At 58.9% G+C, this 13,795-nt stretch carries 11 protein-coding genes; 5 read left to right on the top strand and 6 right to left on the bottom strand.

Going from position 1 to position 13,795, the window contains the following annotated elements:
- Positions 1–8: 8 nt before the first annotated feature.
- Entirely contained in the window at positions 9–1,460 is a 1,452-nt protein-coding gene (gene xylB / locus BUC04_RS01965; protein WP_067654615.1) for a xylulokinase, read from the bottom strand.
- A 111-nt stretch (positions 1,461–1,571) separates the two neighbouring features.
- Between xylB and BUC04_RS01960 the strand changes: the two genes are divergently transcribed.
- Positions 1,572–2,747: a XylR family transcriptional regulator gene (locus BUC04_RS01960; RefSeq protein ID WP_067654613.1), complete on the top strand. Its 1,176-nt coding sequence runs from the start codon at positions 1,572–1,574 to the stop codon at positions 2,745–2,747.
- A gap of 151 nt (positions 2,748–2,898) precedes the next feature.
- Here BUC04_RS01960 and BUC04_RS01955 read toward each other — a convergent pair whose 3' ends face one another.
- From BUC04_RS01955 to BUC04_RS23835, 3 genes are read right to left on the bottom strand one after another with little or no spacing between them, the layout of a single operon-like run.
- Entirely contained in the window at positions 2,899–3,897 is a 999-nt protein-coding gene (locus BUC04_RS01955) for a Gfo/Idh/MocA family protein (RefSeq protein WP_067654611.1), read from the bottom strand.
- Positions 3,887–5,485 (bottom strand): MFS transporter, encoded by a 1,599-nt coding sequence (locus tag BUC04_RS01950; protein ID WP_067654609.1) that lies wholly within the window; start codon positions 5,483–5,485, stop codon positions 3,887–3,889. The genes BUC04_RS01955 and BUC04_RS01950 overlap by 11 nt, the downstream gene beginning before the upstream one ends.
- A gap of 15 nt (positions 5,486–5,500) precedes the next feature.
- A complete protein-coding gene (locus BUC04_RS23835; RefSeq protein ID WP_159437646.1) occupies positions 5,501–5,692 on the bottom strand; it encodes a hypothetical protein in 192 nt (63 codons plus the stop codon).
- Positions 5,693–5,797: 105 nt separating this feature from the next.
- Between BUC04_RS23835 and BUC04_RS01945 the strand changes: the two genes are divergently transcribed.
- From BUC04_RS01945 to BUC04_RS23830, 4 genes are all read left to right on the top strand, one after another.
- A complete protein-coding gene (locus tag BUC04_RS01945; RefSeq protein WP_143165500.1) occupies positions 5,798–7,000 on the top strand; it encodes a glycoside hydrolase family 26 protein in 1,203 nt (400 codons plus the stop codon).
- A gap of 6 nt (positions 7,001–7,006) precedes the next feature.
- Positions 7,007–7,714: a phytanoyl-CoA dioxygenase family protein gene (locus BUC04_RS01940; RefSeq protein WP_067654605.1), complete on the top strand. Its 708-nt coding sequence runs from the start codon at positions 7,007–7,009 to the stop codon at positions 7,712–7,714.
- Positions 7,711–8,901, top strand: coding sequence for a glycoside hydrolase family 26 protein (locus BUC04_RS01935; protein WP_067654603.1), 1,191 nt, complete (start codon positions 7,711–7,713; stop codon positions 8,899–8,901). The genes BUC04_RS01940 and BUC04_RS01935 overlap by 4 nt, the downstream gene beginning before the upstream one ends.
- Before the next feature lie 387 nt (positions 8,902–9,288).
- A complete protein-coding gene (locus BUC04_RS23830) occupies positions 9,289–9,720 on the top strand; it encodes a CPBP family intramembrane glutamic endopeptidase (RefSeq protein ID WP_067654599.1) in 432 nt (143 codons plus the stop codon).
- Positions 9,721–9,774: 54 nt separating this feature from the next.
- On the opposite strand, the gene BUC04_RS01920 is transcribed toward BUC04_RS23830, so the two are convergent.
- Together BUC04_RS01920 and BUC04_RS01915 are read right to left on the bottom strand one after the other, a co-directional pair.
- Positions 9,775–12,720: a TonB-dependent receptor gene (locus BUC04_RS01920; protein ID WP_067654597.1), complete on the bottom strand. Its 2,946-nt coding sequence runs from the start codon at positions 12,718–12,720 to the stop codon at positions 9,775–9,777.
- Between the two features lie 444 nt (positions 12,721–13,164).
- On the bottom strand, positions 13,165–13,620 hold the full coding sequence (locus BUC04_RS01915; protein ID WP_067654595.1) for a hypothetical protein: 456 nt from the start codon (positions 13,618–13,620) through the stop codon (positions 13,165–13,167).
- Positions 13,621–13,795 lie beyond the last annotated feature (175 nt).

The following is a 13,795-nucleotide window of genomic DNA, read 5'->3' as shown; positions in this document are numbered from 1 at the left end:
AAGGTCGACTAGAAAAGGTTTTCCAGTTGGTGATAAAGCCGGTTAAAGCGACTGCGTCGCTCCTGGTGGCGCTGGTACTCGGCCTGGTCCGGCTGATGCAGACTCAGGCTTAATGGCTGTGGGCAGATGTCGCTGATGGGGGTGTCGGGATTCATTGCCAGACAGGCCAGCCGGGCGGCCCCCAGGGCTGGGCCAACGTCTCCCCCCTTGCGATACACCATCGGCTTGCCGATCTGATCCGCCAGCAGCTGGCGCCAATACGCGTTGCGCACCCCACCGCCGATCAGGTTGATCTGGCTGGGCTCCAGTCCGGTCTTGTGCAGGGCCTCTGCCCCATCCGCCAGGCCATAACCGATCCCTTCCAGTACGGCGCGGGTCATATCGGCACGCCGGGTATCGTGGCGCAGGCCGAAAAACACACCGGCGGCGTTGGGATCGTTGTGGGGCGTGCGCTCACCGGACAGGTAAGGCAGGAACAATGGGGTGGTTTGGCTAGCTGGAGTGGCCTCCATCTCCGCCAGCAGATGGGCTACAGAATCTGCGCCGGAGATCTGCTGCAGCCAGCTCAGGCAAGAGGCCGCGCTGAGCATCACCGACATCAGGTGCCAGCGATCCGGCAAGGCGTGACAGAAGCTGTGCACCGCATCGTCGGTGTTGGCCTTAAAGCCGTCACTGACGGCAAAGTAAACCCCGGAGGTGCCCAGCGAGAGCATCGCCTGGCCCGGTTCGGTCAAACCCACACCAATGGCACCGGCGGCGTTATCACCGCCGCCAGCAGCTACGGGTACTGTCTTCATGCCCCAACGCTGAGCCAGGCTGGCACTGAGGTAGCCGGTGATCTGGTTGCCCTCGAACAACTCAGGCATGGCGGCTTCGCTCAGGCCACAGGCCTCCAGCATCGCCTTGTTCCAGCTGCGACTGGCGGTATCCATCCAGGCGGTACCGGCGGAGTCGGACATGTCGGAGGCAAACTCCCCTGTTAAGCGAAAGCGCAGGTAATCCTTGGGCAGCAGTACCTTGTGGACCCGGCGGAAGCTCTCAGGCTCCTGCTGCCAGAGCCAACGCAGCTTGGGGGCGGTAAAGCCGGGCATCACCATATTGCCGGTGATCTGACGTGCCTGCGGTACCTGCTGCTCCAACTCTTCGCACTGCACCGCACTGCGGCCGTCGTTCCAAAGAATGGCCGGGCGGATCACCTCACCCTCTGCATCCAGCAAGGTGGCACCGTGCATCTGACCACTGAGACCAATGGCCTTGACCATCCCCAGGGCACCGCGGGATTTGAGCGCCAGCATGGTGCTATCCAGGGCCTGCCACCATTGCAGCGGGTCCTGCTCAGACCACAAGGGGTGCGGGCGCTGAACCGTCAGCGGCTGGCAATCTTGCTGTATCACACCCTCTTCCGGGGTCCAGAGGATCACCTTCACGCTGGAGGTGCCCAGATCAATACCCAAGTACATAGCTTCATCGTGTCGTTATTGGTTTGACTACACTCTGGCATGCGATGGTATCGCTAACAATTATGAGATCTGTTAACGTTGTAATGGGAATTGATAAGAGCGCGAGGCACGATGCCGAAACAAGACTTTTCAATCAGTTTGCTGGTGAATGCCAACAAGACCTTCGACCGTCAATTGATCCAGGGGATCGGCGATTATCTGCGACTGGCCCAGTGCAGTTGGGACCTCTACATCGAAGAGGATTTCCGCTGCCGACTCAATAATGTGCACGCCTGGGCGGTGGACGGCATCATCGCCGATATGGACGACCCGGAGATCGCCCGCTCCCTGGCGGGTGTGACCATTCCGGTGGTGGGCTTCGGCGGCTCCTACCATGACCCTGCGCAGTACCCCGAGCAGCCCTATGTGGCCTCCGACAATGTGGCGGTGGTCGAGGCGGCCTACCAGCACCTTAAGGCCAAGGGTCTGCAGTATTTCGCCTTCTATGGCCTGCCTCCGGCTGAGCGCTGTCGCTGGGCCCATGAACGGGAACTTGCCTTTGTAGAGCGGGTTCGCAGCGAAGGATTCAGCTGTACCGTGTTCCGCGGTGAGCCTACTGCCGGAGACCGCTGGCACTACAGCCAGAATCGGCTGGCGGACTGGCTGCAAAACCTGCCCCGAGGCACCGGCGTACTGGCGGTCACCGATGCCCGGGCCCGTCACCTGCTGCAACTGTGCGAACGACTCAACCTGCTGGTGCCGGAGCAGATCGCGATCATCGGCATCGATGACGAGGAGATGGTGCAATCCCTGGTCCGTACCCCGCTCTCCAGTGTGCGCCAGGGCTGCCAACAGATGGGCTACCTCGCTGCTCGTATGCTGCACCGCCAGATGCAGGGGCTACCGCTGGCCAAGGATCATCCCCTGGTCGGGCCCGATGCGGTGCTCGAGCGCGCCTCCAGCGATTACCAGCCGCTGTCGGACCCCTACGTGATGCAGGCGCTGCACTATATCCGCCATCACGCCTGTAAAGGAGTGAAGAGTGAGCAGGTCTGCGACTTTGTCGGGATATCCCGCTCCAACCTGGAGCGGCGCTTTAAGGCGGTGTGCGGCCATTCCATCCATTTTGCCCTGCACCACACTCGACTGGAGCGCGCCAAGTCACTGCTCGATGAGGGCAAGCTGGCCACGGCGGAGATCGCCCGGCTGTCCGGCTACCCCTCGGTGCAGTACCTCTATAACGTGTTCAAGAAGGACCTGGGGATGACCCCCAAGGACTACCGCGAGCAGCAAAGCCAGGTTGCCTAAACTGGTTCAACAAAAGCGCACGAAACAAAAAGCCCGTTGGTTCCAGAAGGAGGAATCATCGGGCTTTTTTTAACTGGCTTAAATTAACTGGCTTAAAGTGAAATGGCTCAACCGGGCTGGGTTTGGATAACTACCGGAGAAGGAAAGAGGCTTAGCTTGCCGCTGGCCGGTTGAGCAGCCGGTCCATCAGTTGAGCCAGCGCCAGGCTGGTCTGGTGAGGCACGGTACGATTCTCTAGCCGCCCTTCACACAGGTCCCGATTCACCGCGGCGATCTGAAACTCAAAGCCGCTGCCTTGGCGCCCATCCTCGAACTGCTCAACCAGTTCGTCCTGGTGGTACAGGGCGCATCTTGGTGCACGCCAAAAATCCTCGATGGCGATCTGCCCTTTATCCCCTATCAAGTAAGCGACGTTGGGCAGTTTGGCGCGAAAGGAGGTGCCCAGTACGGCATCGACCTGGTATTGAGGGAAGCGCAACAGGCAAAGCAGCTCATCCTCTACCCCGGTTGCGGCGTGGTGTTGCAGCTGGTGAATGGTCTCCGGCATCTCGGGGCAGAAGAGCCAGGCCAGGGCAAGGGGATAGATCCCCATATCCAGCACCGCGCCACCACCTAGCTGCGGATTATAGGCACGACCTTGCGGGTCATAAATCATGGGATAGCCGAAGTCTGCTTTGATCTGCAGCAGCCGGCCAATACGCCCCTGCTCTACCCACTGCTTGGCTTGTTGTATGGCGGGCAGAAAGTAAGTCCACATCCCCTCCATCAGATAGCCTTGGTGACTCTTAACGGCTTGAATTAAGGTCTGACTCTGCGACAGGTTCACTGTCAGGGGCTTTTCACACAATACCGCTTTGCCCGCTGCCAGGGCTTGTTCGGCGTGGTGCAGATGATGGCTGTGCGGGGTGGCGACGTAGATGGCATCGATCTCGGGATCCTGACATAGCGCATCGTAGCCCTGGTAGCTGACGGGAATGCCGTATTGCTGGGCGAAAGCCTGTGCCGAGTCACCCTGCCTGGCGGCCGCGGCCAGGATCTCACTGCCCTCTACCCACGCCATGTCCTGGGCAAAGGTATGGGCGATGCGGCCGCAACCGAGGATCCCCCAGCGGATTGTCCCTGACTGTTGTCCTGCTCCCTTACTTGCCATAATGCACTCTTCCTTGCATGGGCTCCGTGCCCTCAGGCTTGCGCCGCTCCAGCGTCCGTTCCAGCTGTTCCAGGCTCTGCCCCTTGGTCTCGGGCAGATAGCGATAGAATAGCATCCCGCCGATGACCGCAAAGCCGCCGTAGATGGCAAAGGTCACCGAGGTTCCCAAGTTATCCAGTTGCCAGGGGAACAGCAACTGAACCAGGAAGCTGACACCACTGTTGATTAAGCCGACAAATCCAATCGCCACACCGCGAATACGGTTAGGGAAGATCTCCGCCAGCAGCACCCACATCACCGGCCCTAATGAGATGGCAAAGGCCGCCACAAAGCCCAGCACCCCGGTAAGGATCAGCGCCGCGTTGATGGTGGTAGCCTGTTGCAGCAACAGCGCCGAGTGTTCTATCACCTGCTGAGGCGTCAACACCTGTTCAAGCGCCCGCTTAAACTCGAGATCCGAATGGAATACCTCGCCCAGCAAGGGGGTAAATTGTTGCGCTGGCGCGATCTCTGCCAGTGCCGGTAGGGACTGCGTCGTCAAACTGAAAGTGGCTTGTGAAAAGCCGTAAACACACAGCGCCATGCTGAGGGCGACCAGGACCAGACCGCTCAACATCAGTGGTCGGCGGCCCCAACGGTCGATGCACAACATGGCGACCAGGGTAAACACCACATTGACGATGCCGATCCACACCGCCTGGGCAAAGGCCGCATCGGTGCCCACACCGCTTTGCTCAAAGATCATCGGCGCATAGAAGTAGATGGCATTGACCCCGGTGATCTGTTGGGTAATGCCCGCCAATATTCCCAGCAACAAAACAAAGCGAATCTTGGGACTGAACAGCTGCTGATAACGCTGACGCAAGCCCTGGGGTGCACAACAGCCTTGCTGATAGCCGGCCAAGGTGGGCTGCACCTCATCCGCTGGCATCAACCGATTCAGCACCGCCTCAGCCTCCTCTTTGCGACCTAAGGTATAGAGCCAGCGAGGGCTTTCAGGTATGCGAAACAGCAGCAGCAGGAACAGCACGGCCGGCAGCAACTCCAACCCCAGCATCCAACGCCACGGCGCCTCGGCTAAGCCCGGTAACCAGGCCGGTGGCTGGTCCGCCAGCTGCAGTAATAGGTAGTTGGCAAAGTAGGCCGCGGAGAAGCCCAGAACGATATTAAGTTGGTTGATGGCGATCAGCTTACCGCGCCAGGCACTGGGGGCGATCTCGCCGATGTACATCGGCGCCAATACCAGTGAGGCAAAGGCTAATCCGCCAATGAAGCGTGCCAGGATCAACACCTGAACGTTCCAAGCCCAGGCAGAGAACATCGCAGACACCACGTACAGGGCGGCAATGGCAATCAGCATCCGCTTGCGACCATAGCAATCGGTCAAAGCACCTGAGGCTACCGTGGAGATCACCGCCCCCAGGGTCGGCGCTCCCACCACCAGGCCTTGGGTCAAAGGCGTTAGGGAAAACTCCGCGGTGACGAAGCCCACGGCACCGGAGATCACCGAGGCATCAAAGCCAAAAACAAACCCGCCCAGTGACACCACCAGGGAGAGGTAGAGGATGTAGCCCAGCCGTCCATTCATTGTCGCTTCTCGTTGTTATCGTTTGTTGCCACCACCGGTGTCATCGCTATTGATGTTTTCGGCACTGATGATATCGCCAATGGTGTTATCGCTATCATTAACTTGGCACGCCCTCAGCGAGGGGATCAAGGAAAAGGTGAAACCTTGAGTTAACTCGAATAACAATTCATTGACAGCGGCCCGGGCCATTGCTAATTTTTTGCTCAATGATAGCGATAACACACCTTGACCAACACAAGTGCGCCAACGCTAGTTCGCCAACACAAACTCGCCGCGGACAGAGGGCGCACAGAGTGACCCCAGTGAAGAGCCATGAACCGGACAGTGAACGAATCCAGACCCTTCAAGCTCAACACCAGGCGACGGCTATTGAACGCCATCGCCATGCTGATGCTGATTCCCTGCCTCACCATGGCAGCGCCCCTGCTCCCCCAGGACGATAAGATCCTACTGTTCGTTGGCCAGGACTCCGACACCATCGCCAAGTACGCCGAAGCGATGCCGGAAGACCCACTGGAAGGCGTGACACTCTATGCCTTCCTCAAGCACGAGCACCCGGAGCAAAGCTTCCCTACCCTGCTCAACGCTATCGACTTTGGCAGCGGCACCGTCAACTTTGGCCAAACCCTATCGGCCCACCCCAACGCTGCACTCGCCGTTGGCCTGGCGTTCGACCGCTGCAACGATGTCGACCATGCCCAACGGATCCTCGACGGCAGTTACGATACCTCGGTGGGTTTCCTGGTCAGCTACCTCAAGGATTTGGCACCAAGACCGGTTTTTCTGCGCATCGGCTACGAATTTGATGGCTTGTGGAACTGCTACGAACCTGACAGCTACACCGCGGTGTTCCGTCTTTTGCATCAACGTCTGGAGCAGGCGGGCGCCGACAACGTGGTGACCGTATGGCAATCCGCGGCCTGGCCCGATCCCACCGAGGGCGACCAGGTACTGACGCAATACGACCACCGGCGGGCTGAGCATCTAAGCCAGTGGTATCCTGGAGACGATGTGGTGGATTGGGTCTCGCTGTCGGTGTTCTATCGCGATTTGAGTCAATGGGATTTTGTGCCGCCGGATCACCCCGCCGCCATTCAGGAGAAGATCCTGGCGTTTGCCAGGGAGCGGGACAAACCGGTGATGATCGCCGAAGCCGCGCCCCAGGCATATCGAACCGGCGCTCAGACCCGCAGCTACATCCACTTTAATCAGCAACGCCCATTCAGTGGTCAGCAGATCTGGGACGCCTGGTACCAGCCCTTCTTTGACTTTATCTACGCCAACCAGGACGTCATTCGGGCGGTGGCTTACATCAATACCCACTGGGAAACACAACCGATGTGGCGCTGCGACGAGGGGCTGCGAGTAGGAGATCAGCATTGCCAACAAGGCAACTGGGGGGACAGTCGGGTTCAGGCCAACCCTGAGATCCGCCAGCGCTGGCTAGAGCAGATCCATAACCCAGCCATCTGGGTGCAGCATGAGCAACTGGACCGGCAAGGCAAACAGGACTGAAAGATCATGGATTATCACGCATTGGCAAAACGATTCTGGCAGCAGGGCTACCTGGTAATCGAGAACTTCTTTGATCCCCAGTTGATGGCCCGCTATGACAGCGCCATCCAAACACACTTTAACGCCGGGCCAGAGGTGCTGTTTAACCAAGAGTTCCTGGACAAATCTGACGTCGAAGTGGTGCCCTGGTTCCCTTTGCGAGAGGGCCAGGAGTTGTTTGATGAGGTGGGTCAGGATCCGCGTCTGAGCCAGCTGACCGAGGCGATATTGGGGTCGGGTTGGGGCCCACAATACTGCATGGTGATGTGGTCACCGCCGGGGAGCAAGGGACAGGCCTGGCACCAGGACTGCCCGCCGGAGGACCAGGCGCACTTTAACCTCAATCGTCTGGTCTATACCGCGGATATTACCGACGCCATCGGCGGTTACACCCAGGTGGTGCCAGGTTCCCATCGACGGGGTGAGCTCCCAGCCGGACCCACGGATCAAGACTTTGCCGATCAGGTGACCCTGCGACCAAAACGCGGCACCCTGGTTCTGCTGCACGGCCACACCTGGCACCGGGTACAGCCGGTCCAGCAACATCGCAGCTCCACCAACTATCGAGCGGCACCGGCGGGTACCCCAGAAGACATCACCGATGTCTGCGTCTACTGCAACATGCGCTATCGCTTTTCTACCGAAGAGGTGGTGGAGCAGCGGGGATTGGCATGAAGACCCCCGCCTTGCGATTAAGCGCCTTGCTGTTGAGTGCCCTGCTGTTAAGTGCATTGCTTTTTCAAGCCGCCTGTACCGTCACTGCAGAGCCAAACGTCCCACTTAAAGCCATGCCGGAGCCGGGTAAGCGCTGGTTACTGGTAGGCCAAGACTGGGATGCGCTTACCGGCTATAGCGGCAGCAACTGCTGCCCAATGCCCGGCGGAGTCACCACCTATCTGAATTTCTATGCCCTGCGCGATGCCAACAACCAGGTGTTTGGCGGCCTGGGATGGGATAACGAGGAACAGGGCGTCCAGGCCTTTGCCGACTGGGGCGGTGGTCAAACCAACGCCTATATCACGTCTCAACAGTATCCCGGCTCACTTCTCTCCCTGGGCTTGAGCCTGGATGAAGGCAACCTGGCTGATGGCCTGGCGCAGATCGACCGAGGGGATTTTGATGCTGAGATCGACAAGCTCGGCCGCTTTATCGCTCAACACCCCTCGCCCGTGCTGCTGCGCATTGGCTACGAGTTTGATGGCAGCTGGAACCTTGGTTATGCCAACCAGGAACGTTACAAAGCGGCCTTTCGCCGTATTGCGATTGGGGTTCGCGCCCAGGCTGACAACGTGGATATCGTCTGGCAAGGCAGTAGCTCGCCGGCGGATGAGGTGATCGACGGCGGCTTCCAGGCGGTGGATGGCTGGTACCCCGGCAACGATGTGGTGGATTGGGTCGGCCTGTCCTGGTTCCTGCCCCCGGAACAACAGGGCTTTGGCGGCAGCTCCAGCCAACGTGCCCTGGCGGACGAGCTACTGACCTTTGCCGCGGCACGGAACAAGCCGGTGATGATTGCCGAGTCAGCCCCACAGGGCTTTGATCTGCGTGAGCTCACCCGTGCCAACATTGGCCCGGTAATCGACGGACCCGCTGCTAAGGCAAACCATACGCTCAGTGCCGAGCAGATCTGGCAGTTGTGGTACCAGCCTTTCTTTGACTATATCGCCGAGCACCAGGCCCAGATCCGTGCCGTGGCTTACATCAACGTACGCTGGGACGACCAGGGCCTGTGGGCACCGCCTTATGCTTCAGGCTACTGGGGCGACAGCCGGGTGGAAGCGCAACCTGAGATCCTCAAGCGCTGGCTGGCGGAGATTGATCAGCCTAACTGGCAGCATGCCCAGGTCTCACTGGCTCAGTAGCTTTGTACAAAGACTAGGTTGTTTTACAAAGGCTTGAGGCCAATTCATGATGGTGACTTAGGATCAACCTGTCGCCATCAAGGAATGTCTTATGCGCCTCCCCTTCGGCGCTCGCCCGCCAACAAGGTTTTGCCTCATCGCCTTCGGGGCCAGCTGGCTGGCCTGGGCTGGCGGCAGCCTGCTTGGATTACCAAATCATGTGACCACCCTACTGGTGGCACTGGGCCCCACCCTGGCAGCCCTGCTCACTCCCCTTTCCGGCTTCTCGCTTTCAGCTTTAGTTCAGTGCAACCGCGCGACCTGGCTCTCTCTGCTCAGTTTGCCCCTCTGCGCCGGATTGGGTCTGGCTGTGGCGGCCAGACAGCCGACAGCCATTGGTTTTGGCTGTTGACGCAAACTTGGCTGACTCAGCTATTTCTGGTCGCCCTGTGGGAGGAGATAGGCTGGCGCCACTGGCTGCTGCGCTACTTCGGCCAAGCCAGTACACCGGCTAAAGCGCTTATTTTCACAGGTGTTATCTGGACTGGTTGGCACCTGCCAAAGTTTGCCTTACTGGGGACTCAGGCCGGTTGGCTTTTGCTGTTGCTGATCGGCGCCAATGGTTTGCTTTGTGCGCTTTGGTGGTGGAGTCGTGGGGATCTTTGGAGCGTTGCCATGGTGCACGCCGCCATCAACGCCAGCTTTTATACGCTGGCCTCTGAGCCTGGCTTTGCCGACTCTGGTGCAGAGCAGCACCTGGTGTTGGTGTTGGCGGTGCTTGGATTTGGCTATGCAGTTCTTGTCTGTCGCGGACAACGGAATCAGTCAACGAAAGAATGATAAAAGCGCCAGCACATGGGTGCTGGCGCTTTGTCATTTTGAGCCAGTTGGCCGTTAGAAGGTAGCGCGTACCCCGAAGGTGTAACGCGGCCCGAAGGTTTGCGCGCTCACCAACTGGTTCTCGTAGCGGCCGTGCTGACGGAAGGTTTCGTCGGTCAGGTTGAGACCCTCCAGGAACACGGTGAAGTGCTCGGTGATGTCATAGCTGACGTTGGCATCCAGCTGGCCGTACTCCTCGGTAAACACCGGCTCATTCGGAGCACGCAGCTGGTCGGTGGCGGCCAGGAACTTGTCCCGCCAGTTGTAGGCCAACCGCACCTGGAAACCGTGCTTGTCGTAGAAGGCCACCAGGTTGGCGGAATCGCTCAAGCCAGTCAGGGCGTTTTGCTCCTCGACGCTGTCCACGTCGTAGTCCACGTCACCATCCACCAGGGTGTAGTTGGCCTGAACACCGAAGCCGGTATCGGCAAACATATGCTGCAGTGCCAGTTCCACCCCGTACACCTCGGCAGACTCCTTGTTCACCGGCGTGGTGATCTGCCAGGTGATGTCCGGCGAGTTGGGCACAACGGTGCCATCACAGATGGGGTCGTCCAGACCGGACTCCGGACAGCCATTGGCGTTGGAGCCATCCGGAACCAGGTCACCCTGGGAGGGATCGGTATAGGCCACGCCATCAGCGTTGTAGAGCAGGCCCGTGGTGGTCTCGTTGGAGATGTAGTTGTCTACCCACTTATGGAAGTAGCTGACAGCCGCATAGCTGGCCGGGGCGTAATACCACTCCACCGACAAGTCCAAGTTGTCAGAGACGTAGGGCTTGAGGTTGGCGTTGCCCTGGTAGGCCAGGTACGGGCCGGACGGACGGGAGTTGGCGATGCTCACTGCTGGACGCAGTGCGGTCAGATCGGTCCGGGTCAGGCTGCGGCCGGCAGAGAAGCGCAGCAGCAGATCATCCACCGCCTCCCAGCTGATATCCAGCGAGGGCAGCAGGTAGTCGTAATCCCCCTCCAGAGACGAGGCACCGAACACCGGCTCCGCATCGAACTGCGGGCGCAACTCGGTCAAGCTCTCGTAGCGCAGGGCATAGGGGGTCACCTGACGGGTTTCACCGGTTACGTCGGTGGTCTCATAGCGCAGACCGGCGACGATGTTCAGCGGCATATCCAACAGGTCCGCCTGCAGGTTGGCCATCACATAGGCCGCGGTGGTCTCCTCGTTGACGCTGTTGTACACCTCCGGATTGAAGGTAAAGCCGTACTCATCGCGGATCTGGTTGTACATGCTGCCGACATCGAACTCGACAAAATAGGGAAATAGCGAGCTGCTGCCGGAGAAGTCGCCGCCGACGTCACCACGACCCACCAGGTTGAGCTGATCCACGCTGGGGTTCCAGGCACGGCCCAGGGTGGTCATGTTCATCCGCCAGGTGGTGTCGTACTGGAAATCCACGTAGCTGGCACCGAAGTCGACGCTGGCCAGCATGCCGCCGCCCAGGTTTTCCCAGGTAAAGTCCAGCTTGAGCTGGTCGATGGTGTTCTCCACCTCGTTACCTCGGCCGATCACCAGGTTGCCGCCGATGCTGGCCAGCTCGTAGGGATCCTGGGTTTTCACCGCGCCGTCGTAGAGGTAGTGCACATAGCCATCAAAGCCTGCCGCCGCCCACTGCGCCGGGTCATTGAGCACCGGCAGATCGGTACCCTGGCCATAATCCACGGTGAACTGGCCGGCATAGCACTGCTCGTAGGTGGCACAGAAGAAGTCGGCGTTGGTCAGCAGGATCGATTGCTCACTGAGGTTGCCATCCGGCTGAGCGTGGGAGACAGAGTGATGGTAATCGAGCCGCACACTCCAGGCGTCGTTGATGGTCCAGTCCAGGTTCAAGCCGACGGAATCGTTCTCGGTGCGGGGCTCATCGTAGTAGCCGATAAAGTCAGTACCACCGGCGCCGTTAACGATGCGGGTGATGGTGCCGTTCTGATCGGTGGCGCCAGTCACCCAGTTCCCAAACCAGTGCGCGGTCTGGTAGCGCTCGATGGTGTCTTCATATTCGCTGTAGAAGTAGTCCACCGAGGCGACCAGGTTGTCGGTCGGGGCAAACTGCAGCACCAGCTGGGCGTTTTGGCGAACCCGTTCATGGTTACTGACGTCCATGTTGTAGTTCTGAGGCAGCCAGATGGTGCCATAGCGGTTGGTGTTGGCGCTGTCGTCGATAACATTGCCGCCCTGACAGAGGCTGGTGGTAAAGCCCAGCTCGCAGTTCTCGGTTTGCGACAGCCAGCCGTCGGTGGCGATGATCTCCTGACGGCTGTCACGGCCGGAGTAGGAGTAAGCCGCCAAAACACCCAAGCGATTATCCAGGAAGGTGGAGGAGATCATGCCGCTGATCTCCGGGGTGATGTCATCACCCTGCTCCACCGTGGAGTCGTGGATCCCTTTCAGGCTGAAGGCGGACTTGAAGCCATCGTAATCAAAGGGTTTGGCGGTGGTGATGTCCACCGTGGCACCGATACCGCCTGAGGCGATGTTGGCCTTGCCGGTCTTGTAGACATTCACACCGCTGACGGATTCAGAGGCGATCTGCTCAAAGTTGAAGCTGCGATTTTGTGTGCCGCCCGCCCCCTCCTGCTTTGGAGAGTCGGCAAACGGCATGGAGCGGCCATTGAGGGTGACCAGGTTAAAGCTGGGGCCAAAACCCCGTACGGTGATCTGGTTGCCTTCGCCGTTCTTACGGTCGATGGAGACACCGGTGATCCGCTGCAGCGACTCCGCCAGGTTGGTGTCGGGGAATTTACCGATGTCCTCCGCCGAGATGGCATCCACCACCCCGTCAGAGCTGCGTTTGATGTCTTGTGCTCGTGACAGACTGCCGCGGATACCGCGGACCTCAATCACTTCAGGGTTTTCTGCTTGCTCTTCTTCGGCCTGCACCGCTACGGGGGCGTAGCTCAAGGTAGAGGCAACAGCGATGGCCAGGGCAGTCGGCTTGGTTGCGATCTTCATTGATCCTCCGGGTTCTTATTAGTGTCCGTGGTTCCCTTACTGCTTCACACCAACACCACTGCACCTAGAATGTTAGCGTTAACTTTGCACCACTGTGGCCAACCTAGCAGCCACTATGGGGCAGTGCAACCTATCGGCAACATTTGACGAATTATCAGACAGCCCAGAAGGAATTTAATAACACTGGCAACAAGGCACGAGTTCCAATAAGTCGCTGTTTTTATGCGTTTTGTAGCCGGAGTGTCAAAAGCAGGCCTGCACTATTGCCTTGTCTGCTTGTTAGGAATTGAAGAGTCTGTTGATTGCGCAGTCTTAGCGGATTGCACCAGGACGGTGCCGGCATTTAAGAGGTTGGGACGATAAGGATTGGGCAACAGAGAGAAGTCACATTAGCACTACTCAATGTTATCGCTACCAGCCGTTGGCCGCTGCCAGAGGTAACGATTAAGACGCTGGCTTGGTGCTGTCCGCCAGCCAATCGAAATAGCGGGTGATCTCGGTGCCGTCTTTATCTTCGCTGGTCACCCAGAGGCGCCACACCATGTAACCCGAGGCACAGCTGCCGTAGATCACCTCCGCCTCGCCACTGTCATCGAAGCGCACCGGGATCACCCCCATAAACATGTCGCGGCCCTCGATACGGGCACTTTGCACCTGCTCACCGTCCGGCAGATTGAGCGACAATGACAGTGGCCGTTCGCTGGGGGCGTGGGCCGGAGTCATTACCAGGCTGCCATCGGCGCTGCCCGGACAGGGACCCTGGTAAAAATCACACAGGCCCGTTGCTGCTTTACCATTTGGTTGGTGCTCAGCCTTCTCAGCGAGCTCGGCCTTTTGAGTGAGATCGGGTTGGCAGGCGGTGACAGCGAACGCGGCAGTCAGCAGGAGGGCTTTTCTCATCTTATTGATCTTTCAGCAATTGAGTTTTTTGACCCATCACAAACCCTTTCACAAAGGTTTGATCCGGATCAAAGATCCAGTTGGCCTTTTGGTTGGGTTTTTTGATGGGCTTCAAGTATCATGGCGGTGCCTTGATGCGTATCACGTTTCAGGCGGGGTGATCCCGTACCCAGTG

It is taken from the genome of Ferrimonas marina, assembly GCF_900129905.1.
Lineage (GTDB): Bacteria > Pseudomonadota > Gammaproteobacteria > Enterobacterales > Shewanellaceae > Ferrimonas > Ferrimonas marina.
Note: the sequence above shows the minus strand (reverse complement) of the source record. Positions and strands in the feature narration are given on the sequence as shown.

Coding starts and splice junctions, on each gene's coding strand:
- xylB (WP_067654615.1), bottom strand. CDS start 1,460: ATGTACTTGGGTATTGATCTGGGCACCTCCAGCGTGAAGGTGATCCTC.
- BUC04_RS01960 (WP_067654613.1), top strand. CDS start 1,572: ATGCCGAAACAAGACTTTTCAATCAGTTTGCTGGTGAATGCCAACAAG.
- BUC04_RS01955 (WP_067654611.1), bottom strand. CDS start 3,897: ATGGCAAGTAAGGGAGCAGGACAACAGTCAGGGACAATCCGCTGGGGG.
- BUC04_RS01950 (WP_067654609.1), bottom strand. CDS start 5,485: ATGAATGGACGGCTGGGCTACATCCTCTACCTCTCCCTGGTGGTGTCA.
- BUC04_RS01945 (WP_143165500.1), top strand. CDS start 5,798: ATGAACCGGACAGTGAACGAATCCAGACCCTTCAAGCTCAACACCAGG.
- BUC04_RS01940 (WP_067654605.1), top strand. CDS start 7,007: ATGGATTATCACGCATTGGCAAAACGATTCTGGCAGCAGGGCTACCTG.
- BUC04_RS01935 (WP_067654603.1), top strand. CDS start 7,711: ATGAAGACCCCCGCCTTGCGATTAAGCGCCTTGCTGTTGAGTGCCCTG.
- BUC04_RS01920 (WP_067654597.1), bottom strand. CDS start 12,720: ATGAAGATCGCAACCAAGCCGACTGCCCTGGCCATCGCTGTTGCCTCT.
- BUC04_RS01915 (WP_067654595.1), bottom strand. CDS start 13,620: ATGAGAAAAGCCCTCCTGCTGACTGCCGCGTTCGCTGTCACCGCCTGC.